At 69.7% G+C, this 25,286-nt stretch carries 21 protein-coding genes; 16 read left to right on the top strand and 5 right to left on the bottom strand.

Annotated elements, in window-relative coordinates:
- Nucleotides 1–97 precede the first annotated feature (97 nt).
- Nucleotides 98–1,936, bottom strand: coding sequence for an NAD(P)-binding protein (locus tag AB0L21_RS14120; protein ID WP_365784139.1), 1,839 nt, complete (start codon nucleotides 1,934–1,936; stop codon nucleotides 98–100).
- 159 nt (nucleotides 1,937–2,095) lie between these two features.
- Between AB0L21_RS14120 and AB0L21_RS14115 the strand changes: the two genes are divergently transcribed.
- Complete coding sequence (locus AB0L21_RS14115; RefSeq protein ID WP_365784123.1) at nucleotides 2,096–3,106, top strand: permease; 1,011 nt, start codon at nucleotides 2,096–2,098, stop codon at nucleotides 3,104–3,106.
- Complete coding sequence (locus tag AB0L21_RS14110; RefSeq protein ID WP_365699109.1) at nucleotides 3,103–3,807, top strand: TIGR03943 family protein; 705 nt, start codon at nucleotides 3,103–3,105, stop codon at nucleotides 3,805–3,807. Before AB0L21_RS14115 ends, AB0L21_RS14110 begins: the two co-directional genes overlap by 4 nt.
- A 10-nt stretch (nucleotides 3,808–3,817) precedes the next feature.
- Here AB0L21_RS14110 and AB0L21_RS14105 read toward each other — a convergent pair whose 3' ends face one another.
- On the bottom strand, nucleotides 3,818–5,884 hold the full coding sequence (locus AB0L21_RS14105; RefSeq protein WP_365699110.1) for an NAD(+) synthase: 2,067 nt from the start codon (nucleotides 5,882–5,884) through the stop codon (nucleotides 3,818–3,820).
- A 170-nt stretch (nucleotides 5,885–6,054) separates the two neighbouring features.
- On the opposite strand from AB0L21_RS14105, the gene AB0L21_RS14100 reads away from it, so the two are divergent.
- The 5 genes from AB0L21_RS14100 (at nucleotide 6,055) to AB0L21_RS14080 (ending at nucleotide 8,755) form a co-directional block, all read left to right on the top strand.
- The gene (locus AB0L21_RS14100; protein ID WP_365699112.1) at nucleotides 6,055–6,459 is read left to right on the top strand and encodes a hypothetical protein; all 405 of its coding nucleotides are present in this window, start codon (nucleotides 6,055–6,057) and stop codon (nucleotides 6,457–6,459) included.
- A 212-nt stretch (nucleotides 6,460–6,671) separates the two neighbouring features.
- Nucleotides 6,672–6,761 carry a potassium-transporting ATPase subunit F gene (locus tag AB0L21_RS14095; RefSeq protein WP_365784122.1) on the top strand — a complete coding sequence of 30 codons (90 nt, stop codon included), beginning with the start codon at nucleotides 6,672–6,674 and terminating at the stop codon, nucleotides 6,759–6,761.
- Nucleotides 6,762–6,768: 7 nt separating this feature from the next.
- Nucleotides 6,769–6,963 carry a hypothetical protein gene (locus AB0L21_RS14090; RefSeq protein ID WP_365784141.1) on the top strand — a complete coding sequence of 65 codons (195 nt, stop codon included), beginning with the start codon at nucleotides 6,769–6,771 and terminating at the stop codon, nucleotides 6,961–6,963.
- Between the two features lie 26 nt (nucleotides 6,964–6,989).
- The gene (locus tag AB0L21_RS14085) at nucleotides 6,990–7,964 is read left to right on the top strand and encodes an ATP-binding cassette domain-containing protein (protein WP_365784120.1); all 975 of its coding nucleotides are present in this window, start codon (nucleotides 6,990–6,992) and stop codon (nucleotides 7,962–7,964) included.
- A complete protein-coding gene (locus AB0L21_RS14080) occupies nucleotides 7,961–8,755 on the top strand; it encodes an ABC transporter permease (RefSeq protein WP_365699116.1) in 795 nt (264 codons plus the stop codon). Before AB0L21_RS14085 ends, AB0L21_RS14080 begins: the two co-directional genes overlap by 4 nt.
- 64 nt (nucleotides 8,756–8,819) lie before the next feature.
- Here the strand turns inward: AB0L21_RS14080 and AB0L21_RS14075 are convergent, their stop codons facing one another.
- Together AB0L21_RS14075 and AB0L21_RS14070 are read right to left on the bottom strand one after the other, a co-directional pair.
- Nucleotides 8,820–11,984, bottom strand: coding sequence for a BTAD domain-containing putative transcriptional regulator (locus AB0L21_RS14075; RefSeq protein ID WP_365784118.1), 3,165 nt, complete (start codon nucleotides 11,982–11,984; stop codon nucleotides 8,820–8,822).
- 453 nt (nucleotides 11,985–12,437) lie between these two features.
- Complete coding sequence (locus AB0L21_RS14070) at nucleotides 12,438–15,107, bottom strand: ATP/GTP-binding protein (protein WP_365784116.1); 2,670 nt, start codon at nucleotides 15,105–15,107, stop codon at nucleotides 12,438–12,440.
- A 394-nt stretch (nucleotides 15,108–15,501) separates the two neighbouring features.
- On the opposite strand from AB0L21_RS14070, the gene AB0L21_RS14065 reads away from it, so the two are divergent.
- The 6 genes from AB0L21_RS14065 to AB0L21_RS14040 all read left to right on the top strand — a co-directional run bounded on the left by AB0L21_RS14065 (nucleotide 15,502) and on the right by AB0L21_RS14040 (nucleotide 21,705).
- A complete protein-coding gene (locus AB0L21_RS14065; protein WP_365784114.1) occupies nucleotides 15,502–17,142 on the top strand; it encodes a hypothetical protein in 1,641 nt (546 codons plus the stop codon).
- Nucleotides 17,142–17,537, top strand: coding sequence for a hypothetical protein (locus AB0L21_RS14060; RefSeq protein ID WP_365784112.1), 396 nt, complete (start codon nucleotides 17,142–17,144; stop codon nucleotides 17,535–17,537). Before AB0L21_RS14065 ends, AB0L21_RS14060 begins: the two co-directional genes overlap by 1 nt.
- 247 nt (nucleotides 17,538–17,784) lie before the next feature.
- Nucleotides 17,785–18,285 (top strand): hypothetical protein, encoded by a 501-nt coding sequence (locus tag AB0L21_RS14055; RefSeq protein WP_365699121.1) that lies wholly within the window; start codon nucleotides 17,785–17,787, stop codon nucleotides 18,283–18,285.
- A gap of 1,062 nt (nucleotides 18,286–19,347) precedes the next feature.
- A complete protein-coding gene (locus tag AB0L21_RS14050; protein ID WP_365784110.1) occupies nucleotides 19,348–19,968 on the top strand; it encodes a hypothetical protein in 621 nt (206 codons plus the stop codon).
- Entirely contained in the window at nucleotides 19,965–20,501 is a 537-nt protein-coding gene (locus tag AB0L21_RS14045; protein ID WP_365784108.1) for a hypothetical protein, read from the top strand. The genes AB0L21_RS14050 and AB0L21_RS14045 overlap by 4 nt, the downstream gene beginning before the upstream one ends.
- Nucleotides 20,502–21,138: 637 nt before the next feature.
- A complete protein-coding gene (locus tag AB0L21_RS14040; protein WP_365784107.1) occupies nucleotides 21,139–21,705 on the top strand; it encodes a hypothetical protein in 567 nt (188 codons plus the stop codon).
- Between the two features lie 48 nt (nucleotides 21,706–21,753).
- On the opposite strand, the gene AB0L21_RS14035 is transcribed toward AB0L21_RS14040, so the two are convergent.
- Entirely contained in the window at nucleotides 21,754–22,860 is a 1,107-nt protein-coding gene (locus AB0L21_RS14035) for a DUF1152 domain-containing protein (RefSeq protein ID WP_365784105.1), read from the bottom strand.
- An 81-nt stretch (nucleotides 22,861–22,941) separates the two neighbouring features.
- Between AB0L21_RS14035 and AB0L21_RS14030 the strand changes: the two genes are divergently transcribed.
- The 3 genes from AB0L21_RS14030 (at nucleotide 22,942) to AB0L21_RS14020 (ending at nucleotide 25,213) form a co-directional block, all read left to right on the top strand.
- On the top strand, nucleotides 22,942–23,682 hold the full coding sequence (locus AB0L21_RS14030) for a GntR family transcriptional regulator (protein WP_365784103.1): 741 nt from the start codon (nucleotides 22,942–22,944) through the stop codon (nucleotides 23,680–23,682).
- Between the two features lie 275 nt (nucleotides 23,683–23,957).
- Complete coding sequence (locus AB0L21_RS14025; RefSeq protein WP_365784101.1) at nucleotides 23,958–24,395, top strand: ATP-binding protein; 438 nt, start codon at nucleotides 23,958–23,960, stop codon at nucleotides 24,393–24,395.
- An 89-nt stretch (nucleotides 24,396–24,484) separates the two neighbouring features.
- Nucleotides 24,485–25,213 carry a GntR family transcriptional regulator gene (locus AB0L21_RS14020; protein WP_365784099.1) on the top strand — a complete coding sequence of 243 codons (729 nt, stop codon included), beginning with the start codon at nucleotides 24,485–24,487 and terminating at the stop codon, nucleotides 25,211–25,213.
- Nucleotides 25,214–25,286: the final 73 nt, after the last annotated feature.

Below are 25,286 nucleotides of genomic sequence, written 5' to 3'. Positions count from 1 at the left end.
TTTCGCTGCAGGTCACCTGCCGTACTTGTTCCTGTCGTCAAACTCCCGTCGTCCGCCCGGAGCGCGGCAGACGGGAGTTTGACGACAGGGCCCAGGGTCAGCGCAGCTCCGCGAGGCCTCTTCGCGTGGCGGCGACGACCACCCGGTCCCCCTTCTCCAGCACATGCGAGGAAGAGGTGTCGGCGCGGCCCAGCAGCGCCAGTACCCGCCAGGACCCGGCCCGGAAGGCCTCCCGCACGGTCCGGCCCTCCAGCTGGGGATGCCCGTCCACGTCCACCGCGGCGAACAGCAGCACCCTCCGCTCCACCGCGACGGCCCCGAGCACCTGCCGCCCCAGCATGGCCCCGGCGAACGCGGGGGCGGCCAGGTGGGTCACGCTCCGGCTCCGGGTCAGCGCCTGCGGGTAGGCGGTGCGGAGGGTGCGGTACACGGCGGTGGCGAAGTCGTCGTCGTACAGCCGTAGCACCACGCGCAGATCGGGCCGTACGGTCCGCGCGTAGAGCACGGCCTCCAGGTTGGTGGTGTCGGAGCTGGTCACCGCGAGCAGCGCCTCGGCGCGTCGGATCTGGGCGGCCTCCAGGACGCCTTCCTGGGTGACGTCCCCGAGCACCACCGGCACCCGCAGCCGGCGGGCGGTGGCGAGCCCTCGCGCCTCCGGGTCGGACTCCACGCACACCACGGGGATGTTCAGCTCCCGCAGCCGGGTCAGCACCCGGGTGCCGATCTTGCCGAGCCCGAGCAGGACGACGTGTCCGCTCAGACCGCGCGGCGGCTTGCGCAGGGCGGAGGCGGTGCGGAAGGTGCCGAACGCCTCCAGCGCGGCGGCCAGCAGCACCGGCAGCAGCAGCAACCCGACGAAAGCGGACAGGAGTTGGAGGAGCTGGCGGCCCAGGGGTTCCCTGACGGCCGGGTCGTCGATCGCGAACAGGTCGAGGAGGGTGATGTAGAAGGCACGCAGCGGATGGATGCGGGTGACCACCCACAGCGCGACGGCGAGGCCGACCACGCAGCCGACGAGCACGGCCAGGGACCAGCGCAGCCGCCGGGAGAAGAGGGAGCCGAGCGGCGGTACGCCGGTCATCGCGCGACGGGCGGGCGCGGCGGGCTCGCCACCGGCCGGGGCGGAGACGTGTTCCAGCACCACGGCCTGCCGTCCGGCGGCCTGCCGGACCTCCTCGTCGTCGGGGAGCAGCCGGGGCTGCTGTTCCACGGCGCCGAACGGGCCGTCGGCGCCGGCCGGATCGCCGCCGGAGAGCAGGGCGAGGGTCAGCCCGGCCCCGGTGCCGGGTCCGTCCCCGGACAGCGGCCTTTCCACGGCCCGCAGCAGCAGGCCCTCCGCCTGGACGACCCTGCTGGTGCCGGCGACGGCCGTGGCGGCCAGCGCGGGTGCGGCGGTGTCGGCGTCGGACAGCACGGTGGTGGAGGCCTCGATGGCGGTGCCCGGGCCGCCGTCGTCCCCGGCGGCCAACGCGGCGGCTTGGTCGAGGAGTTCCTCGATGTGCTGGCCCAGCCGCCGGTTGTAGAGCCGCAGGACGAGCCGCAGCCGGGGGTTGAGCCGGCGGGCCGTCAGAGCGGCCCGGATGTTGGTCTCGTCGTCGTCGTACACGAGGGCCAGCGCGGCGGCCCGGGCCACCCCGGCCTCGGCGAGCACCGCCTCGGTCAGCTCGGCGGCCTCCAGCACCCCTTCCCCGTCGGCGCGTCCGCCGCCCGTGCCACCGGGGGGCTGCCCGGCCGTGCCGGACCGTCCGACGGTGCCCACGGCGGCGCTGACCACGCGGTCGAACAGCGCGGCCGAAGCGGACCGGGCGCGGCCGACCACCGGGGGCCGGACGGTGCGTTCGTTCGGCGGCACGACGAGGGTGACCTGCTCGCCGTAGACCCCGCGCAACTCGGCGGCCAGCCGGTGCGCGAGCCCGTCGTCACCGCACACCACCATGTGCGCCGGCGGGGACCCCGGCCCCCCTTGATACGGAACGCTCGCCACGAGGGAGAAGAGTGCACCAAGGAGTCGAGTGGTTCCAGCAACGGTCTGAACGCCCGCGCCGGAACTCGCGTAGGGAAGGGGAGGAGCGTTAGCAGCCGGAGGGAACCGCCCGTGGCCATCACCGAAGACGCCCCGCCCGGTACGGACACGGGCGGGGCCGAGCCCCCGCGCGGCCGGCGGCTCAGCTCCCCGCTGGCGCTGACCCTGGTGCTCCTGTCGGCCGTGCTCGCCCAGTCCCCGATCCGTGGCGTCCTCGGCACCCCGCTGATGCAGAGCTGGATGACGGTGTTCGTGGCGGTGACCGTCCAGGCGCTGCCGTTCCTGGTGCTGGGCGTGCTGCTGTCGGCGGCGATCGCGGTGTTCGTCCCGGCGTCCTTCTTCGCGCGCGCCCTGCCGCGCCGGCCCGCCCTGGCCGTGCCGGTGGCGGGGGTCGCGGGCGCGGTGCTGCCGGGCTGCGAGTGCGCGTCGGTGCCGGTGGCGGGCGCCCTGGTCCGCCGGGGCGTGACCCCCGCCGCCGCCCTGGCGTTCCTGCTCTCCGCGCCCGCCATCAACCCGGTGGTGCTGACCGCCACCGCCGTCGCCTTCCCCGGGCACCCGGAGATGGTCCTGGCCCGGTTCCTGGCGAGTCTGCTGGTGGCCTGCGCGATGGGCTGGCTGTGGCAGCGGCTGGGCCGGACGGACTGGCTGCGCCCTGCGGCCCACGGCGCGCACGAGGGCGCGACGAAGGGGGAGGCGTTCTGGGGCGCGGTCCGGCACGACGTCATGCACGCGGGCGGATTCCTGGTGCTGGGCGCGACGGCCGCGGCCACGCTGAAGGCGGCGGTCCCGGCGGACTGGCTGCGCACGGCCGCCGGCACCCCGCTGGTCTCGGTGCTCGCCCTGGCCGTGCTCGCCGTCCTGCTGTCGATCTGCTCGGAGGCGGACGCGTTCGTCGCCGCCTCCCTCACCCAGTTCTCCCCGACGGCCAAGCTGGTGTTCCTGGTGGTGGGCCCGATGATCGACCTCAAGCTGTTCGCGATGCAGGCCGGCACCTTCGGCCGCGCCTTCGCGCTCCGGTTCGCGCCCGCCACCTTCGCGCTGGCCGTCGCGGGCGCCGTACTGACCGGGGCGGTGCTGCTGTGAACCGCCAGGCCCAGGCGGCCGTCCTGTTCCTGCTCGGCGGCGCGCTGCTGCACGCGGGCGCCACCGACCTGTATCTGCGGTACGTCAAGGCGGGTCTGCGCCCGCTGCTGCTGGCCTCGGGCGCGGTCCTGATCGCGGCGGCCCTGGCGACGGCCTGGTACGAGCGCCGGCGCGACCGGGAGCGGCATCCGCACCCCGAGCCGCGTGTCGCCTGGCTGCTCCTGCTGCCGCTCCTCGCCCTGATCCTGATCGCCCCGCCGGCCCTCGGCTCCTACAGCGCCCTGCGCTCCGGCACGGCCCTGCAGAAGCCGTACGCCTACGGCCCGTTGCCGGCCGGCGACCCGGTGCCGCTCTCCGTCGTCGACTACGCCTCCCGCGCGGCCTACGGCCACGGCCGCTCCCTGCACGGCCGTGCCGTCCGGGTCACCGGCTTCCTCGCCCTGGACCACGCGGGCCGGCCCTACCTGGTCCGCATGGCCCTCAACTGCTGTGCCGCGGACGCCCAGCCGGTGAAGATCGCGCTGACCGGCGCGCTGCCGCCGGTCCTGCGCCCGGACGCCTGGCTGGAGGTGACGGGCACGTACGCCCCCGGGCTCACCCACGACCCGGTCGGCAACGGCCCCATCCCCTACCTGAAGGTCACCTCCACCCGCCCGGTCACGGCACCGCGCGACCCGTACGACGAGACCTGGAACACCTGACCGGCAGCGGCTACCGCCCGGCCGCCGCGCTGTCGAAGTCGAAACGGGCGAGGTCCCTGAGCCACGCCTCCGCGTTGCCGTCGGACGGGGCCCTCCAGTCGCCGCGCGGGGAGAGGGAACCGCCCGCCGACACCTTCGGGCCGTTCGGCATGGCCGAGCGCTTGAACTGCGAGAACGCGAAGAAGCGGCGGCAGAACACCTCCAGCCAGTGCCGGATCTCCGGCAGGTCGTACGCCACCCGCTTGGCCTCCGGGAAGTTCGGCGGCCAGGCGCCGGACTTCGCGTCGTGCCAGGCGTGCCAGGCCAGGAAGGCGATCTTCGAGGGGCGGAAGCCGTAGCGCAGCACCTGGAAGAGGGTGAAGTCGTGCAGCGCGTACGGGCCGATCTTCGACTCGGTGGACTGCATCTCCTCGCCCGGCACCAGCTCGGGGCTGATCTCGGTGTCCAGGATCGCGGCCAGGATGTCGCCGGTCTCCTCGTCGAACTGGCCGCTGTTGATCACCCAGCGGATCAGGTGCTGGATGAAGGTCTTCGGCACCCCGGAGTTGACGTTGTAGTGGCTCATCTGGTCGCCGACGCCGTACGTGGACCAGCCGAGCGCCAGCTCGGACAGGTCGCCGGTGCCGAGGACGATGCCGCCGCGCTGGTTGGCCAGCCGGAACAGGTAGTCGGTGCGCAGGCCGGCCTGCACGTTCTCGAAGGTGACGTCGTACACCGGTTCGCCGGAGGCGAACGGGTGGCCGATCTCCTTCAGCATCAGCCGCGCGGTCGGCGTGATGTCCAGCTCGGCCGCGGTGACGCCGAGCGCCCGCATCAGCTTGTGGGCGTTGTCCTTGGTGTGGTCGCTGGTGGCGAAGCCGGGCAGGGTGAAGGCCAGGATGTCGCCGCGCGGGCGGCCCGCGCGGTCCATCGCCCGGGCGGCGACGATCAGCGCGTGCGTGGAGTCCAGACCGCCGGACACGCCGATGACGACCTTCGGCCCGCCGATCGCCGCGAGCCGCTGCTGGAGCCCGGCGACCTGGATGTTGTAGGCCTCGTAGCAGTCCAGGGCGAGCCGCTCGGGGTCGGCGGGCACGAACGGGAAGCGCTCGACCCGCCGGCGCAGCCCGAGGTCGGTGAGCGGCGGGTCCAGCTCGAACGAGACCGTCCGGAAGTCACCGGTCCGGGCGGCGTGGGCCCGGCGGTTGTCGTCGAAGGTGCCCATCCGCTGCCGCTCCTGCCGCAGCAGGTCGAGGTCCACGTCGGCGACCGCGTACTGGTCGCCGAGCGGGAAGCGGTCGGTCTCGGCGAGCAGCACCCCGTTCTCGTAGATCATGGTCTGCCCGTCCCAGGACAGGTCGGTGGTCGACTCGCCGAGGCCGGCCGCCGCGTAGACGTACGCGGCGAGGCAGCGGGAGGACGCCGAGCGGCACAGCAGCTTGCGGTCCTCGGCCCGGCCGACCGTGATCGGGCTGCCCGAGAGGTTCACCAGCACGGTCGCCCCGGCGAGGGCGGCCTCCGCGCTCGGCGGCACCGGCACCCACATGTCCTCGCAGATCTCGGTGTGCAGCACGAGCCCCGGCACGTCCTCGGCCGCGAACAGCAGGTCCACCCCGAACGGCACCTCGGCGCCCGCGACCCGGATGGTCCCGCCCCGCTCGTCGTGCCCGTCGGCGATCTGCCGGCGCTCGTAGAACTCGCGGTAGGTCGGCGGGTACGACTTCGGTACGACACCGAGGATCCGGCCGCGGTGCACGATCACCGCGCAGTTGTAGATCCGGTGGCGGTGGCGCAGCGGGGCGCCGACGACCAGCACCGGCAGCAGCTCCGCCGACCCGGCCACGACGGTCCGCAGGGCCGCCTCGACCTGGTCGAGCAGCGCGTCCTGGAGCAGCAGGTCCTCGATCGAGTAGCCGGTCAGGCCCAGCTCGGGGAAGACGGCGACGGCGACGCCCTCGTCCGCGCACCGGCGCGCCTGGCGCAGGACCGCTTCGGCGTTGGCCCGCGGGTCGGCGATGACGGTGTGGCCGGTGCACGCGGCGACGCGCGCGAAGCCATGGCTGTAGAGCGACCAGAAGTTCAACGGGGCTTCCTTCATGTCTGGAAGCCTAGATCCCGGCCGCGCCGGGCTACTCGGGCACTCCGGTCCGCCGGTACCCGGGCACACCGCGTGCGTCGTGGTACCCAGGCCCGGTACGCCGGGGTACTCGGGCGCACCTGAGTACGTTCGCTCTGGCCGGTGCCGGCGCGGACCGGAAGGCTGGGAGCATGCGCCAAGGACTCCTGAAACCCGTTCTCCGGATACTTCCGGCCCTCGTGCCCGCCCTGGTCGCCACGGCGGCGTGGGCCGCCTGGCTGGGCTGGGACCAGCAGCGGGACGTGCACCCGGACGGCTCGACGACCGGCCCGTACGAGGCCTGGCAGGTGATCGGGCTGGTGCTGACGCTGCTGGTGCCGGTGTACTGGGCCGTGTCCCGGGGGCACACCGCGAGCGCGGTCCTCGGCACCACGGCCGGGCTGACCGCCGCGGCCTGGTACGACTGGTCGGACGACGCCAGCGGCCTCTTCGTGATCGGCGTGGGCCTGGTCATGATCGGCAGCCTCGCCGGGACCGCCGCCGTCTCCGGCGTGATCGCCCTGGCCGGGCGGGGCGGGCGTCGCACCGCGTCCTGACCGGGGGCGTAAGAGTCGCGTCAAGGCCGTGCGGGCGGCCGTATGAGGACCGTCAACGGGTGACGTGTTCCGGCCGGACCGGCGTTCTCCTCGAAGCGTCCGTTTCCGCCGAACCTCACTCAGGAGTCCGCGATGGCCGATCCGGCCTTCGTCCTCACCGTGCTCGCGGCGTTCGCGCCGGTGGCTCTCGTCGCCAAGGGGGTGACGAAGCCGTGACCGCCGAGACCGTCGTCGCCCTGGTCGTCGCCGTCGCCCTGCTGGGCTGTCTCGTCCTCGCCCTGGTCTTCCCGGAGAGGTTCTGAGCGCCCCATGGGTCCCGTACCGGCCGGCGTGCTCCAGCTGCTCGCCCTCATCGGCGCGCTCGCGCTCGCCTACGTCCCCCTCGGCACCTGCATGGCCCGGGTCTACTCCTCGCCGCGGCACCTGCGCGTGGAGAACGACCTGCGGGTTTCAGCCGCCCTGCCCCTTCCCCGGGCGGCTGAAACCGCGTTGAAGCCACGCTGAACCGCCCGGGCCGCACGCTCTGCGGCATGACGACAACGGACGCAGACGAACTCGCGATCGCCGCCACCGGGCTGCGCAAGTCCTACGGGGACAAGACCGTCCTCGACGGCATCGGCATCCACGTGCCCGCCGGCACCGTCTTCTCCCTCCTCGGGCCGAACGGTGCCGGCAAGACCACGGCGGTCAGCATCCTGTCCACGCTGATCTCCGCCGACGGCGGACAGGCGCGGATCGCCGGGCACGATCTCGCCACCGAGGCGCAGGCGGTGCGGGCCGCCATCGGGGTCACCGGTCAGTTCTCCGCCGTGGACGGGCTGATCACCGGCGAGGAGAACATGCTCCTGATGGCGGACCTGCACCACCTCTCCCGGCACGAGGGACGGCGCGTCACCGCCGAACTGCTGGAACGGTTCGACCTCACCGAGGCCGCGAAGAAGCCCGCCTCCACGTACTCCGGCGGCATGAAGCGCCGCCTCGACATCGCCATGACCCTGGTCGGCAGCCCGCGGATCATCTTCCTGGACGAGCCGACCACCGGCCTCGACCCGCGCTCCCGCCACACCATGTGGCAGATCATCCGCGAGCTGGTCTCCGGCGGTACGACCGTCTTCCTCACCACCCAGTACCTGGAGGAGGCCGACCAACTGGCCGACCGCATCGCGGTGCTCAACGGAGGCAAGATCGTCGCCGACGGCAGCGCCGAGCAGCTCAAGCGGCTCGTCCCCGGCGGGCACGTGCGGCTGCGCTTCTCTGACCCGGCGACGTACGAGCGCGCGGCCACCGCCCTGCGCGAGGCCACCCGGAACGACGAGGCGCTCACCCTGCAGATCCCCAGCGACGGAAGCCAGCGCGAGCTGCGCGCCATCCTCGACTGGCTCGACGCCGCCGGCATCGAGGCCGACGAGCTGTCCGTCCACACACCGGACCTGGACGACGTGTTCTTCGCCCTCACCACCGGCCCCGTACCTTCCCGGTCCAGCGACAAGGAGACCGTCCGATGAGCGCCGCCGGCCACCCCTTCCGCGACAACCTCACCATGCTGCGGCGCAACCTGCTGCACGCCCGCCGCTACCCCTCCCTCACCCTGAACCTCCTGCTCACCCCGGTCATCCTGCTGCTGCTCTTCGTCTACGTCTTCGGCGACGTGATGAGCGCCGGCATCAACGGCGGACACGCGGACCGTGCCGACTACGTCGCCTATCTGGTCCCCGGCATCCTGCTGCTGACCGTGAGCATGACCTCGCTCGGCACCGCCGTGTCGGTGGCCACCGACATGACCGAGGGCATCATGGCCCGGTTCCGGACCATGGCCATCTCCCGCGCCTCCGTGCTGATCGGCCACGTGCTCGGCAGCGTCATCCAGACACTGATGGCCCTGGTGCTGCTGCTGGGCATCGGCCTGGCCATCGGCTTCCGGCCCGACGCGACGCCGCTGGAGTGGATCGCGGCGGCCGGGCTGATGGCGCTGGTCAGCCTGGCGCTGACCTGGCTCGCTGTCGGCATCGGCCTGGTCAGCCCCAACCCCGAGGGGGCCAGCAACACCGGGACGCCCCTCGTGATGCTGCCGTTCCTGTCCAGCGCGTTCGTGCCGGTGGACGCCATGCCGGGCTGGTTCCGCTGGTTCGCCGAGTACCAGCCGTTCTCGCCCGCCATCGAGACCCTGCGCGGGCTGCTGCTCGGCAGCGGGATCGGCACGAAGAACGCGGTGCTCGCCGTCGCCTGGTGCCTGGGGCTGACCGTGCTGGGCTACCTCTGGTCCAAGGCGCGGTTCAACCGGGAGCCGCGGCGTTGAACCCGGCGGAGCCCAGCCGGCCTTCAGCTCCACGAGGCTCAGCTCGCGTCCGGCTCCCCGGAGTTCATCCGGCGCTCAGCTCCCGCAGTGCCTCCGCCCGCAGCTCCTCCCGCCCCAGGGCGGCGTACCTCGACCTCGCGTCGGCGTACGCCGCCCTGTCGGCGTTCTTGGCCGCCTCCCGGGACCGGGCCGAGGACAGGGTCGGGAAGTCCCGCACCACCGGCATCCGCTCCGCCAGCGCCACCAGCCGTACGGCCGCCGTATCGCCGCCGGCCAGCCCGGCGAGGCCGAGCGCCAGCAACACCGTGCCGTAGACCGGCAGTTCCACCGGGGAACCGGCAGCCGACGAGCCGGGGGAACCGGGGGAGCCGGGGGTGTGGGAAGAGCCGGACAGCATGTCGAGAAGCCGCTCCCGCAGCTGCCCGGCCAGCCCCGCCACCGGCTCCAGCCGGCCGTGCCGCGCGTGCGCCGCCAGCGCGGCCGACTGCACCTGAAGCGACCACGGATGCACGAACGGATCACCGGCGTACAGCAGGCTGTCCTCCCGCACCCGCTCCACCGCCCGGCGCCACAGCCCGAGCCCCACCTCCGTCAGCCCCCGGGCCAGCGCGATCTCCGCCCGGGCCAGGAGATCGGGGGTGTAGATCTGCGGCGACTCCGGCGGCTGCTCCAGGGCCGCGAGCCCCAGCCAGTACTCCGCCTCGTCGACCTCCCCGCGCTGCAGACAGGCCAGCACCAGCCCCCAGCGCACGCCGACCGAGTCCGACCAGTCGCCGAACCGGTCGAGCGCGGCGAGCGCGGCGCGCAGATGGTCGTACGCCTCCGCGCCCCGCTCGGACTGGAGACACAGCTCGCTGATCCGCCCGTGACAGAGCAGCTGCATGGCGGGGTTGGCGAGCGGCTCCAGCGCGTCGAGCATCCGGCGGGCGTACTCCAGCGCGCGCTCCGTCTCGTGCGCCGCGTCCCACACATAGCTGGCGAAGCACGCCGCCACACCCGCCAGCAGGGGTTCCTCCGCGTCGCACAGCTCCCGCAGCAGCGCGTACTCCGGCGGGTGGATGTCCGGCACGGCGCACAGCACGACGGCCAGCGCCCGCAGCAGCGTGTCCGGCGGAGCGGGCGGCAGCCGCCGCAGCGTCACCAACTGCCGTACGGCGTGCGGGCCGTGCGCCATGAAGAGGCTGGCCGTGCACACGGCCGCCGCGGTGCGGGCCGGCTCGACGTCCTTCGGGCCGGGGCGGAAGCGGGACAGCGGCCCGCCGGTGTCGGCGATGAGCGCGGCGAGCCGGGTGAAGTGGGAGTCGGTGGCCCACAGGGAGGCCAGTACGGCGGTGAGCGCGGCGGTGGCGGGCCCGTCGGACCGGGCCAGCGCGTGCCGCAGGGCGAGGACGAGGTTGTCCTGTTCGGCCCGGATGCGGTTCCAGGAGGACGCCGGGTCGCTGCTGAACAGCACGTCATGGTGCCCGCGGCCGAAGTCCCGGGCCCAGCGCAGGAACCGGCCGGTCACCACCTCCTCCTCGCCCGCCTCGGCCCGCCGGGCGGCGCCGAACTCCCGCAGGGTCTCCAGCATGTGGAAGCGCGTCCCGGACGGGCTGTCGTCCACCTTGATCAGGGACTGACCGGCGAGCTGCTCCAGCAGGTACAGCGCGTCCCCCCTCTCACCGAGCAGGTACTCCGCCGCGTCCTCGGCGAAACCGCCCGGGAACACCGACAGCGCGCGCAGCGCCGCCCGGCCGTCGGGCTCCAGCAGGTTCCAGCTCCACTCGACCACGGCGTGCAGCGTGCGGTGCCGCTCGGGCGCGTCACGGGCGCCGCCGCGCAGCAGCGCGAAACGGTCCCGGAGACGACGCGCGATATCGGCCACCGAGAGCACCCGTACCCGGGCCGCGGCCAGTTCCACGGCGAGCGGCAGCCCGTCCAGGTGGCGGCAGATCTCGGCGACCCGGTCGGCCGGCAGGTCCACGCCGGGCCGGGCCGCCCGCGCCCGCTGCTCGAAGAGCTCGACCGAGGTGGCGAGGGACAGCTCCGGCAGGGCGTACACGGACTCCGAGGTCAGCCCCAGCGGGGCCCGGCTGGTCGCCAGCACCCGCAGCTCCTTCGACCGCGACACCAGCGCCTGGACGAGGACGGCCGCGCTGGCGATCACCTGCTCGCAGTTGTCCAGCACCAGCAGCGTGGGCCCCGTACCCACCGCGCCGACGATGCCGCTCACCGCGTCGCCGCCCCCGGCGAACTGCAGGCCCTCGCCCGCGCCCACCGCCGAGGCCACCTCGGCGGCGACGTCGTCGTCGGCGGTGACACCGGCCAGGGGGACGAAGTGCACCACGGGCTGCTCGGCAGCCCGGCTCACCGCATGGGCCAGCCGGGTCTTGCCCAGCCCGCCGGGGCCCACGACGGTGACCACCCGGGCCGCGCGCAACAGCCCCGCCACGGCGGCGACGTCGCCCTCCCGTCCCAGCAGCGGATTCGGCTCGTGCGGCACCCCCTGCCGAACCCGGGGCGCGTCCGCGCGGAGCAACTCCTGGTACACGGACCTCAGGCCGGGACCCGGATCGGCGCCCAACTCCTCGCGCAGACCCCGCCGATAAGCGTCGTACCGGGTGAGAGCCGCGGCCCGGCCCGCGGTGGCCGCCTCGCAGCGCAGCAGCTCCGCCAGCACCTCCTCGTCCCGCGGCAGCTCCCGGACCAGCTCGGCCAGCGGCGCCACGGCCTCCTCCGGCCGCCCCAGCCGGGCGAGCGCGAGCGCACGGGAACGAACGAGCGAGCGGTGTGCCCGGAGCCGGTCGGTACGGAGCGCCACCACCGGATCGCGCAGGTCCTCTCCCGCCCCGGCACCCACGCTCCCGTCCCACAGGGCCAGGCCCGCCTCGGCCTGCGCCAGGGCACCCGCGTGATCCCCCGCCCGAGCCCGCTCGGCGCTCGCCGCCTCGTACAGCAGCAGCGCGGAGCTGTCGACCCGCGCCTCGTCCAGCGCCAGCCGGTACCCCGTCGGCGTACTGACGACCAGCTCACCACCCACCTGCGCCCTGAGCCGCGACACCAGCACCTGCACCGCCTTGCCGGGCCGCTCGGGCAGCCCGTCCGGCCACAGCCCCTCCACCAGCCGCCCCGTGCTGCACCCGGCCCGCAGATCCCCGGCGAGCAACGCCACCAGCCCGCGCAGCCGAGGCGCGGTGATCTCCCGCCCACGACAGGCGACTTCGGACAGCAGGGTCAACTCGGTCGTCACGCGTGAAGACTAGCCAGCCACTACTGGAGCGGCGAAGGAGACCGACGTCCCGCCGGCGGCGGATCTGGAACTGGCCGGGGTACACCTTGCCACCGACGAGACCGGCGGCCCGGTCCTGGCTGCGCGCACGAGGTGTGGGGGAGAACCACGCAGCCGGCTCTCTGTCTGTTGCCGGATCGGTTCGCGGCGTCGTCATGGCGGTCACCCGGACTGCACCCCGAGGCGTCGGGCTCCTGAGGCGTTCCACCAGCGCTCCTTGGGAGCCGGATGCCGAACTCGGCACTCGAACGGCTCCCGGAACGTCGCCCGGAACCACTCAGGTAATTTGCGCTCGGCCAGTCGGTCCGTGCCGCCGCCTTGATGGTGTTCCGCCCGTCAGCCCCATCGCGGATACAGATCGCCCCGCCCCAGAGCTGGGCAATCTCCTGGCAGCAGCAGACCGTGTACTGCAGCTCAACGAACCCTGCCGAGGTGATCGCGGCGTCCCAGTACTATGTTGCGCCACCGTTCCCGGGTCTGTCGTTCCCCGTCGATCCACCGTGCTCGTACGGTGTTGGGGGGCAGTGGGAGGCCGCCCATGAAGTGCGCGATTTCGACGTAGTAGGCGTAGTAGCCGTTCTGTGTGAGCCCGCGCAAGCGGGCGATGTCAGCCGCGAGGTTGTCCCGAGCATCAAGGACCGCGTGGTGGAAGCACAGGGCCAGTTGCAGTTTGGCCGCGGCGTAGGAGATGCCGGATACGCCGATTTCTGCGAGCTGGACGGCCGCCCGGTCCGGCAGGTCTACGGCGAATCCTGCGTCGCGCACGAGTGTGGCGATGTGAGCGGTCATCTCGTCGGAGCGCAGACTCAGGGGCGACAGCAGCCGGTCGGCGAGGTCGAGTTCGTCATCGGCCCGCAGCGGGTCGACGAAGGATACGGCGAAGGCGAGATGGGCCTGGGCCACGGCGGTCTCGCCGACCACACCGTGTTCTTCCGCCTCACTCCGAGCCGCCAGATACGCGGCTGCCGCCCGCTCCATGTCGCCCTGCACCCACCAGACGTCTCCCCGCACCCGATGGTGCCGCCCAGCCCAGCCCAGCCTCCCGGCGAGCTCCATCGCCGCCGGGAAATCTCCGGACACTCGGCTCAGGTGCGCCAGACCCCGTCGAGCGGCGGAAGCGAGCCGACCGCCGGCGGACGCGACACGCTGCATGCCGCGGCGGGAATCGTCCGTCAACCCGAGGTCCCGCTGGGCCTTCGCTCGGTAATACGCGGCCAGTTCGACCAGTCCATCAGGGAGCAACCCCGATGCAAGGACGGCGGAGAGCCGACTGACTGTGCGTTCACGGTGTTCGTGCTGGCGCCGGGCGATGGCACTGAGCGTTTCCACCAGGGCGTCCGCAGCCGTTCGCACGCCCCCCGGCGACGCGGCATCGGCGGCGGGGAGCACCAGCGGTTCCCAGATCGAGTCCCCTACATACTGGAATGCCGCATCGCCGAGCCAGCCGAGATCGAGATGGAAGTCCCGCGCGAGGAGCAGCCCTTGCTGGAGGCATCCGACCAGGACGGCACGGTCGCGTCGCAGGTCCTGGCGCCACTGCGATTCCAGAGCGTGGAAGGCGCGTTGGGCCGCGCGCTGCCAGTCCTGCTCCGACCAGCGGTCGTCACTGGCGTCGTCCGCGTTGCGAATGGCGGCGCGGATCAGATCGTGGACATGGAAGGGCCACACACCGGAGGGTGACTCCCGGATGAAAGGGCGATCGGTCAACCGCAGGGCAGGCGCATCGTGCTGCATGCCGGCGGCCTGGGTGGCCAGGGGCACGGAGAACGCGCTGAGCAGGCTGACCGAGCGGAGTACGTGGCGTTCCTCGGCGGTCAGGTCTCTGAGCGTACGGGCGATCAGGGCGGGAAAGTCGTGATCGAAATCCGTGACCTGCGGCTGTCTGCCGCTGCGCCGAAGCTCCAGGTAGCGCATGACCGACAGGTCCAGGTACAGAGGGAGCCCGTGGGACCGCTCGGCGATGATCCGGCGGACCGGTTCGTCGATCAGCGGCTGCCCGTTGCGGCTGAGCCTGCGGGACAGGTAGTGCTCGCAGTCTTCCGGGGAGAAGTCGCCGATCAGGATGTGGCGGCCGGATACGCCTGACCGAGTATGGGTCGTGTCGGAGACGAGCCCGGGCCACGCATTCGGACCGGTCCAGTCGAGTTGCCCTTCCAAGCTGCTCTCTGCCCACTGGAGGCGGTTGCGTCCGGTGACGACGAAGAACGCGTTGGGCATCAGCCACACGATGCGCTGGAGCAGGCGCTCGAAGTCACGGTGGGTGCGGTCGCCGGTGTCCTCGAAGGTGTCCATCAGGATCACAGGCAGTGCGCTCTTGTCGGCTGGGAGTTGGGCCAGGTCCCAGGCGAGCAGGTGAGGGTAGAAGCTGAGGGTTTCCAGGTCTGGCTCGGCTTCCAGCAGGTCGGCCAGGCGGGAGCAGCCGGCGAGGGCGCGCACGGACTGGCGCCGTTCGCGTAACGCCTTGATGAGCGCCCCGCCCCCGTGTCCGAGCGCGCTGCCGACAGTGCCGGGCAGGAGCAGGGCCTGGGCGACGTCGCTGAGAGCGGACTGCATCTGCTGCGGTAGAGCGGCAGCGGCGCTGAAGCGGCTCAGCAGCCCGCCCCTGCGCAGGTAGTCCTCGATCGGCTCACCTGGGTGGTTGTGCTCCCAGTAGCGGCGCAGGGCGAGGTCGAAAGCGGGCATCGGCCGACCGAGCGTGGCGACAGCAAGGCGGATGGTGAGGATGACCCGTTCGAAGTCCATGCCCGCAGCGTGCGCGAGGTCGATGCGGACCGGCAGGATCCGTTCCTCGTGGGATGACGCTTCCCACTGCACCGGGCGGTGCTCACTGTGGGCGAGCGACGCCTCGATCTTGCGGGAGAGCGTTGACTTGCCGATCCCGCCCACACCGTGGAACACGATGATGTTGGTGCGGGGGCTTTCCAAGTCCTCCACGTCGAAGTCAGAACTGGTCAGACGCCGTATGTGATCTGCGAGGCCGGCTGTCACCGCCTGCCACTGCGCCTGCCGGTTCGTGAACGCCTCACTGGCGGCGATACTCCGGTCGTTCGAGCTGAACAGCGTTCGAAGATCCCGCCCTGCCATGGCTCCCCCTGACAATCCACTCGGATCAATCTACGTCCCTTTAAGGGCAGCCTGACAAGCGCGCATTCCGGCAGGGTCAGGGGTCGCATACAGCAGGCGCGACGTCCCGATTCCGACCCGGCTGTCACGTGGCAAGGAGCAGAATTCAGACAATCCCTCTGTTCGCCAGGCGGTTTGAGCGCATTGTCGCGTTTGCGGTCTGGTGGTTTTCCAAGTTCACCGTGACGATGCCCGCCGGATCGACGAACGGGGACGCATGGCTTTGGGGTGGGGGCTGCGGGCTCAGGGCCGGGCGGGCGGTGGTGAGGCCGAGGAGCCGGAGGGGCCGATTCAGGTTGCCCCCGAGACCTCCGGCGCAAGCCGCCACGGCGAGGTGGAACCAACCTCTTCGGAAGTGACCAGACTGCTGTGCCAGGCCGTTTACGCGCGTCCTGACCGAGTGGGGGAGGTCAAGGCGTGGTGGCGGAAGTTCCGGGGCAAGGGCAAGAAGTCGAACAAGCCACGACGCAGCACCCGTAGACGCATCTACCTGGAGGGCAGCGACGACTGCCCGCCGCTGGGCGAGCCCGTGGCGCAGTGGGTCGTGGACCACGTGTTGCACGGGCCGCCGCTGCCTGTTCCGTCGTACGGATTCGACCTCGTACCCGTGATGGCGCACAGCCTGCGTGCCCGTCGACGTCGGTGGGCTCGACGCCTGGCGGTGCTGTTCCTGGCGGCCCTCGTGATGTACGCGGCACCGCGGGCGGCCGTCGTGTGGGGAGTGGTCGTCCTGGTCGCTCTCTTGATGCGCTGGGCCGCGCACCGGGCGTTACGCAAGGGGAGGAAGTCTCGGCTCTCCAGGTCGCCCCGGGTGGCGTATCTCGTGCTGTGTATCCCGTGGGTGCTCGCGGTCGTTCCGTACAGGCCGGTCGGTGACGAGGTCGTCGCCCTGCGGGTCGGGCTTCTCCTCTTGCCGTTCGCGCTGCTGATCGGAGCCGCACTGGTGTGTGCCGGCGACCGGCTTGCGGCGCGGGCGGCGCTGGCCCGGCTCGTCCGGGAGGGCGTGTCGCCCGATCGGCTGCCGTGGGCTGCCGCGAAGGGCGCGCACCGGATGACGCGCATAGGCAACGAACAGGGGAGGCGGGAGCTGCCGTACGACGAGCCCGAGTACTTCTTGGGAGCCGGGCGCGATGTGTGGGGATCCGCCGACATCGCCATCCCGTTGAAGCCGAAGGATCCGGAGGAGTCGGTCAAGTCGTTCGGGGAGGTGGAGCTGTTGCGGCGGATGGGCGGGGCGCTGCGGGAGCTGGGGCGTGGAGCCCGGGAGATCACTGATCCACTGCCTGGCTTCTCCGTCACGCAGGTGAAGGGTCTGCCGTCGGCGCTGTGGCTCCAGCGCACCCGGGCGGCGAAACTGGAGCTGCCGGACCTGCGTGGCCGGGGGCGCCGGTCGCCGTCCAGCGTGCCGGACCGATTGTATCTGCGGGCGCAGTGTGTCAGCTGGGACGGCCAGGTCGTGGTCACTGTGTTCGTGCACGCTGCGCTGGAGGCCGGCGAGCTACGGCTGACCGTGCGTCCGCACGTGATGACACCTCTATACGACGAACTGCGGGTGACCGACGCGCCCGTCGCCAAGCGTGGGACACGGATGCTCGGCTGGGTCGTCACGCAGTCGCTCTTGGACGCCGCTGCGGGCCCCATCTGGCTGTGGCGCTTCGTGGCGCGACTTGGGCTCGGCGAACAGGCCGAGGACGGCCGCGCCGAAGAGAAGGATCCGGTCAGCCTGCGCGATCGATACTCCACCGAAGAAGTCACGGACATGCACCAGAGCGACGACGCCAAGAGACACGTCGTGTTGATGCAGACCTGCATCTTTCGGACCGTCGCCGAGTACCTCGACGAACTGGGCGTGGACACCGCCCCGTACGAGCGCCAGGTGGCTGCGGTCATCACCAACATCCAGGTGTACGGCGACAACAACGCGCCCATCCAGAACGTCGCGGGCAGCGGCATCCGCGGGGTGGGCCAGAGCAACGGCAATCAGGGAGGCAAGTGATGAGGATGGGACGGCGTCGCCCCGAGCCTGAGCAGGAACACGGTTCGGGTATCAGCATCGGCGGCAACAACAACGCTCCGAATCAGAACGTCGTGGGCCAGAACATCTCCCACGTCTACCAGTCCGCGTCAGTCCAGGGCACAGTCGACATCGAGGCCGTACGAGACCTCCTCACCTCGTTCCGTGCCGATGTGGAGCGCAATGAGGCGGGCCTGGCCAACGCGGCGGTGCTGCGTGCCATGGCGGACACCGCCGACACCTCGTTGGCCACGCCCGACACACAGGCCGGCGTACTTCGCGGGATCGCCCAGGCGCTTCCTGCTCTGGTGGCGGGGACTGTGGTTCAGCAGGGCGGCGAAACTCTGGCCCACGCGATTGCAGAATGGCTGAGGTGAAGCGCTGAACACTGCGCAAGCTGGTCGCGGTCCTGGCACAGCGAGCGCCCTCCGGCCGGCAGCGAAGAGGACGAGTACGACGCGGAGGCCAAGGCGGAGGAGGTGCGCCAGCAGATGCTGGCGTTGGCCGGCGAGCTGCGCCGATGAGGAGGACGAAGGGGCGGAGGACGGCGAGGACGGCTTTTCTGTATCGCCTGAGGACGCCCGGCTGGCCGCCGGCGCGCTGGTGTGGGCGACCGACGTCCTGGTGGACCAGCTCTTCGCAGACGTGCAGACGCTGACGGAAGAGGACACCACAGCCGCGGAGTGCGACGGGCCTCTATGGCACCTTGAGGACCTTCCCGCGCGGTATGCACTCCAATACGACAGCCTGTTTGCCCGCCGCTTCCTGGTGACGGTGGTCGCCATGACCACGTGCTTCACGGACGGCAGCTTCCACCGCTTGAGCTGTGTTGCCGAGGAACTCGCCCTGAGGCTTCTGTTGAACGAGGCCCACGCGTCCCTGGAGACCTTCGGGCTACTCGGCGACGGTGTTTCGGCTGCGTTGGAGGCGTTCAGCGACAACGTCTACGAGGACATGGACCACGAGTGGCTCTACGACGACTCCATGGACGGGATCGATGAAAGTCCCGTCGGCGAGATCCTCCGCATCGCGCCCATGGGGTTCAAGGCGTGGTTCACCCCGTTCAACGGGGGCAGGCACGTCCATCCGTATGCGGCGGACGAACCAGAAGCGGCGGTGTCGTAGATCCGGATTCGCGAACGTGCAGCTCTGAGCCGCATCGTCCGACCTACGCGTCGTGACAGATGCCGGATCCGTCTGGGAGAAGCCGACCAAGATCTTCTCCCAGATTTCTCCCAAACGATCCCCGGGAACCACTCAGGGGCCTGATCCACCTAGTGGATCAGGCCCCTGACCTGGTACTACGGCGTCGGGGTGGCGGGATTTGAACCCACGACCTCTTCGTCCCGAAGCAACTTGGGCGGGCCCTCGACCTTGGGGACGTGCGGCTCTCACCTGCTGCGATGGTCCGCAGGTGTGCGCGGTTGTCCGCCGCTGTCCGTCGGCGTTGTCACGCAGTTAGACACTCACACGGCAAGCTGGCCGGATCCTCAGTCGCCTGCGAACCACAAGTAGCTGCCTGGGGTAGCCGCGCACTGTTCCAGCATCGCTGTGAGATCGTCCAGCGCAGCCAGCTGACGCTCATCAGCGCAACTCCGCCTCAAGCCGTGGATCTCCTGGAGGGCAACCGCGGCCTCCTGCTCGTTCATCAACGTGTCCCCGTACGGATCGACGGCGGTGAGCCTTCCGGGTACTCCTAGGAGTTGGAGCGAGCCGAGTGCATCGGCCAGTGCGTCGCCATGCCCGTGGGAACTCCGCAGGAGCGTTGCGCGGGACTTGCGCCAGCTGTTGCGTGCCGGCCGTGACGAGTGCAGCTCCAGATCAATCCCCATACTTCATGATGACGCGCTGCGCTGCTGCACAGCCACAGCTGATCACCGGCGGCCGTGACCTGCGGCCGCCTAATCGGTCAACGCCCAGACCTGCTGCCGAGCTGTCGGCACCTGTCGACGTTGGTCACCATTGAGCGCCCTTCCACGGCCCGAGGACGGCCCGGGAGGGCGCTCACATGCCGGTCTACTAAACAGCGGCCTCGCTGACCAGCGAGCCAGAAGAAGCCAGACTCTGACCGGTTCGGATGCCGTGGGCTGCTGACGTTGTGGGTGGGCGTCGGCCGACCTCGGACGGCCCCAAGAGAGCGTTGGCAGATGGCTTACCTCTGACCGAGGGTTACCTTATGATCACTGCATGGTGACCGAGATCCTGACTGCGGTAGGAGTGGTCGTCGCTCTTGCTACTCCCTTCCTTGTCGAGATCTACAAGGGATCGCGTGCCAACGACGAACAGAACCACATCAGCGGCATTAACGCGTGGGCTGAAGAGTTCGTGCCTCCATCAGCCGGGTGTCCCCCTGGCTACTGTCACCTGAAGTATGTAATTCGGAATGCGTCGGGTAACGACATTCATCAGGTCGCCGTAGTGCAACCGGGACGTGACAAGCTGAATTTCATCCCCGTAGTCCATGCTGGTGGGCCCGACTACGTGGAGATCGATCCGGGGCTGAGGTTGGTGGATCCAGCGTTTGCCGGCTACCCGGTGGAGATCACATTTGTGGACAGCAAAGGTCGGACCTGGCATAAGCATCGCGTTTCCGAGCGGGTGCGCCCACTGCTGGCTCACCCTCGGTCAATCAGAGACTACGAATCGCACAAAAATCCGCGGGGGATGAAGACGGTTGCCCGGCAGGTGCTCTTGGCGGGAGTTGCGATCGTAATTACATCGGCATTGACCTACGGCATGCTGAACATAAGTGGTGCTGCGCCAGGCAAAGAGCCCCCCGCCAAGCCGACCCAGAAAGCGGGCCGATGATGGATGCTGAGGTAGTAACCGCAATTGTCGGGGCCCTGTCAGCGTTGGCCGGTGCCGTTGTCAGCGTCATCTCGTTCCGTGTGACAGCCCTCACAAACAAAAAAGTTGGAGCTCGTATTCAGGCAGGTGAAGTCTTCGCTTACCTGGCTGATCAACCTGACCGCCTGAGTGGTGAGTATCGAGTTTGCGTGATCGAGAACCGGACAGATCAACTAATCAGAGACGTCAAGGTGCAAGTATCCGGGGAGGACCTCGTCGCTCTCGCAGAGTTGCCGCCTGGACAGGCCCGATTGCAATTGGATGATTCAGGCCCAGTCGCCCAAGCGCCGCTTACTGAACTGAATTCCCAGACAACATTGGTGTTTTCGGACCATACTGGTTTTCGCTGGACTAGAAGTGCTGAGGGGTTGAGTCAACTCGAACCAACGGAGCGCGGACATCCGCAGGCCTCACTCACCTCTCTCACGCTAGTTACTAGCCTGGCAGTGGTCATTACCACAATCGTGACTGTGATCGCCTTTGTCTTGCGCTGACTTGGCCTATCGGTGAACGGTGCTTTCCGCTGTCCCCCGTACCAGTATGCTCGTTCTACCCGCAGCCTTACCTAAGCCACCACACACCCGGCTCCCATCCCGTCTGCCGTCGACCCACACACCGTGGAGCGGGCGTGGTTCAGGGCGTCAAGGTGGAGCGCGCCACTGTACGAACGACCTTGACGCCCTGAACCACGGCTGCTCGGCTCTGCCTGGGTCGACGGCGGACGGGATGGGAGCCCCCGCACCAGCCACTCGCGGCCGGCACCCGCGTACCGGCACCCCGCCATCTCGGAGCCTGAGCGCCCCCGCCGGAGGCATGTCTTGACTCGCGGGTTGCTCCCTGCTCCGCCCGCAGCACGTAGCGCGCCGCCGGGCGCGGCCAGCCGGGGCGGAGACAGGAGGCAGGCCGCGCCGCAGAGGCGGCGCGCGCCCGCGCCGTGCGCGGGCCTTGAACCAGTAGAGAAAGTTGTAACTCACTGACTGGAGCCGGTGGTTGTCCTGTCTCGGTTGACGCTCGACGTTGTGGCTTCACCTGATGCATGACACCGCCTGCCTCGGCTTGGCTGTGTATCTGCACTGGCGAGGGGGACGGGGTGGCCACTGTCGTGGCCGACGTGCATGACAGGATTCCCGAGTGACTGCCTCGCCGCGCACTGTAGAGACCGTATCCACGGTCGCGACCGATGCTGGAATGCTCGCTCTGTGGAACCCTCAGCGCTTCACCAGCATCGTCGATTACGACACCTGGGACCCGCAGCTCGGTGAGGACGAGGACATTGAACGGCATATCTGTACCGGTGCCCTCGTTCCCATCAACATCCGAAGTGACGGTGCCTTCGGGGTGCTGGTCCGCATCGGTGGCGTCGGCCGGCTTGCGCAGCTGACAGAGCGGGAAAGCAGACACTGCCTGGTCACTTCGGACGCGTACCTTCTCCAGTCTTCGGGACAGGTGTGGCTCAGTGGCATCGAGGCAGTGGGTGCCGAAGCGTGGCCCGGAACGGTCCAGTGCGATCTGCCCGTCGGCCGCTATTCGGTAGTGATCCACTTGATTGCGTGGGAGGACGAACCGGGCAGCGTCAACGCCGACGGCACCCCGTCCGAGACTGCTCTCTCCGACTTCGTCGTCCTCATCAACGCCGCCGTGTCGGAACAGGACACCTTCCGCTCCGCAGTGGAGACCTTCGACCCGATGGAAGACTGACTGCCAAGGTCAGACGTCAAGCATCACCCGACGCCAACCCGCCAACCATCAACTGAGACTCGACACGTCAGTTGGGATGCGCCACAGGGGAGCTGCGTACTGCTCCGGTCGACTGCTGATCAGGAGTTGGCGTAGCTCTTCGCGCTGGGAGCCGCTGAGGTTCAGGGCCTCGGTGATGCGGCGGAAGGTCGTGTGGGTGACTCCGCGGGCTTGGGCTTCGGCCTCGAACTGGTCGAGCCGAGACAGTACGTCGGCAGAGTCGAGCTTCGTGGGCGTCTGCTCGGTGAGCCAGGCTGCCTTGTTGCGCTCGTAGTCGATTTCCGAGAAGCCGTAGATTTCTCGGCTGTACGCCTCGGCCTCGTCCAGGGTGGCCGTCGTCATGATGGCGCGGGCCAGGCTGTTGCGGCTGACCGCGTCGTCCAGGTCGACTTCGTGGACCGTGGCTCCCTCGTCGGTGAGGGGTACGGGAAGGCCGGCGTCGCGTACCTCGCAGATGCCGCGGACTCCCCGAGCTGTTGCGGCGAGCATCGCGGTTGCTTCGGAGGGGTGCCACTCCAGCACGGTGCCGACTGCCTCCACATCCTTCGACGTGAAGGTATGGATAAGGGTGCCGAGCATGGGGCGCAGGTCGTCGGGTGAGACTTCGCCGTCCAGCCCCGGGCCTGCGATCAGCAAGCGGATCGGAGCGTTGACCTGACAGCAGGCGGCGAGTGTGAGTGCGTCGGCAAGCGGGCTCTTGAGCGTGGGTTCGTCGCCCCGGGCGAGGATGTCTCCGCCGACGTCCAGTAGATCGATCGATGTGGGGGCCAGGTGGTCCACTAGTTCTTCCAGCTGCCGCGTGATGCCCTCGGCGCCGTGGTGCGGGTCGAGCAAGGCCAACGTGTGCGGGAGCTCTGCCGCGAGTCGGGGGAGTGTGGAGCCTGCCGGTGGGATCGGCTGGGCCTCGGCCGGCACCGACCAGGCGGAGTGAGTGACGGGCTCCAGCCCGGTGAAGCTGTCGGCTCCTCGGGGGCCCGGGAGTGGGTCGACCAAGAGGCGGTCCCAGGCGTAAGTGAGGATCACCGCTTGGCGCTCGTCGCCGTACAGGGCGGCGTGGAGCATTGCGGCGGCGACTGCGTCGCCACCTCCTCCTGCTGCGACGATCAACCGCGTCATGTGCCCCACATTACGGGCTCTTATATTGGCCACTCACCCTATAGTGGCTAGAGGCCATAGCCACTTTGACAAGGAGGGGACATGCCGCAGATCGAGGAGACTCAGCCGAAGTATCTCCAGATCGCGCACTACATCCGCGATCAGATCCTTCGGGGAGACCTGCGGGCGGGGGACGAGGTCCCCTCGGAACGGCAGTTGGCGGCGGACTGGAAGGTCTCCCGGCCTACGGCCGCCCGGTCGCTGGAGGCGCTGAGCCATCAAGGGCTCGTCGAGAAGCGCCAAGGGTCGGGTACCTATGTGCGCAGCCTCGAAGTGAACAGGCGTGCACGGGAGTTGTACGGCCGCGCACGCCAGACAGGGAAGATCTACACGTCCGGCGAGTATGCGGTGATCACGTCGGCCGGGTGGATGGACGCACCCGATCACGTCGCCGAGGCCCTGGGGTTGACGAAGGACCGCCGGGCGGTACACCGCCGACGGGTGACCAACAACCAGGACGGGCCCATCACCCTGTCCACGTCTTGGTTCGCTCCGGACGTCGGTCAGCGCGCGCCCAAGCTCCTGGAACCGGAACGGATCCAGGAAGGGACGCTGATGTACGTCGAGAACATGACGGGGCGGAAGGGCAGTTACGCCGAGGATCGCATGTGTGCTCGGACCGCTACCGACGAAGAGGCGTCTGACCTGCAACTGGACGCCGACTCGGCCGTGTTGATCGTTCACCACGTGGTCTACGACCTTCAGGATCGGCCACTGGAGTTCTCCGAGGCGACCTACCCGCCGCACCGCTGGGCGTTCGAGCAGGGCTACCCCCTCGCCTGATTGCAGGGCAGTTCGCGTGAACCGCTTGCGCACCTCAAGTGGCTAATGCCACTATCCAGGAAGTGGCTAATGCCACTTAGGAAGGGGGCACGGGAGTGACGAGTCAGCGGCCGGATCAGGGCACGCACTTAGCTTGCCGGGGATGCCGGGGGCGCGGCTGGAAGCGAGTCAGTTCGCGTACGTCGGTGGCCCTTGCCACCGCCAACGACCGCACCCGTGCCGCATCGAAGCGGCGCTGCCTCGACTGCGACGGCAGCGGCAAGGAGTGAGCGCGGATGACCTACATGATCGACCGCTACCCCTGCGAGGACTCGCCGCGACTGGGGGCGATGACCTTACATCCAACCGCCGAATCCGTACCCCGGGCCCGGCGCTGGTTCCGGAAGTTCATCGCGCCCTACAACCCGGCCTGTTCGGTCGACGACTGCACGCTGATGATCTCGGAACTGGTGACCAACGCGATCCTGTACGGGCAGTCCGACGAGGAATGGCGCGTACGGGTGGAGTGGTTCCGGGACGGCACCTCGCTGCGTGTAGAGGTACACAACCCTGGATTCCCTGCGAGCGTTCGCCTGCGCCGGCCGGACGCCGATGACGCACACGGGCGCGGGCTGCTCCTGGTCGACTCCATCGCCCAGTCGTGGCACTCGGGCCCCAGCCGCTTCGGGGGAACAGTCGTCTCCTTCGTGATGGCAGATGCCTGGCCCTCCTGAGAGGGTCAGGTCCTGCTTCTACTGCCACAGTGGAATTGTCGTTAGTCTGGTTGACCAGTTGACTTGGCCAATCTCGACAGGCGGCGTTCATGGCGTATGAAGTGGAGGCACCCAAGTACGTGCGCCTCGCGCAGACGATCCAGCGTCGCATCGAGGACGGCACGTACGCGCCGGGCACGCGGGTTCCCAGCGAGAACCAGCTGGTGCAGGCGTTCGGGATGTCCCGGCCCACGGTCGTGCGCGCGCTGGAGTTGCTGAAGCGGGACGGCTGGCTAGAGTCCCGGCAGGGATACGGGACGATCGTGCGAGGGCGCCCTGCGGTCGTCGAGGAGAAGGACCGGCGAGGTCTGGAAACGCTGACGCGCGACGAGTCGCGGAGTCCCGGGCGCCTAGTCGACGTCGGCGAAGAGGCGGTCCCGGCACGCGTGGCCTCGGCTCTGGGACTACCAAAGAACGCCAAGGCCGTCAGGCGCCGTTTTCTGGTCGAAGAAGGCGGCGAAGCGGTCGAGCTGGTCTCGTCGTACTTCCCCGCCGGTCTCGTCGAGGGGACCGATCTGGCCGGCGATGACGCGTTGACCGTGGGGTTGCGTGAGCACCTGGAGGCGCGCAAGAAGGTCCGCTTTGACCATGTGACGGAGCGGGTGTCCGCGCGGCTGCCCGATGTCACTGAAGCCGAGTTGCTGGGACTGCCGGAGGGCATCCCCGTCCTCAGTGTCCTTGTCATCGCCTGTGACGCGTCCGGGCAGGCGCTGCAAGTTTCTGACGTGCTTCTTCCTGCCGACCGGCAGGAACTGGAAGACACCTACCGTCTGAACTGAGCCGCCTGACGGCGCCTCAAATCAACCACCAATCCGACTTGACAAGTCAACTTGGCATCTCTAGCTTCGGACT

Origin of the sequence: Streptomyces sp. NPDC052721 (assembly GCF_040678315.1) — a bacterium.
GTDB lineage: Bacteria > Actinomycetota > Actinomycetes > Streptomycetales > Streptomycetaceae > Streptomyces.
The sequence above is the reverse complement of the archived record's forward strand: the minus strand, read 5'-3'. Positions and strand labels throughout refer to the sequence as shown.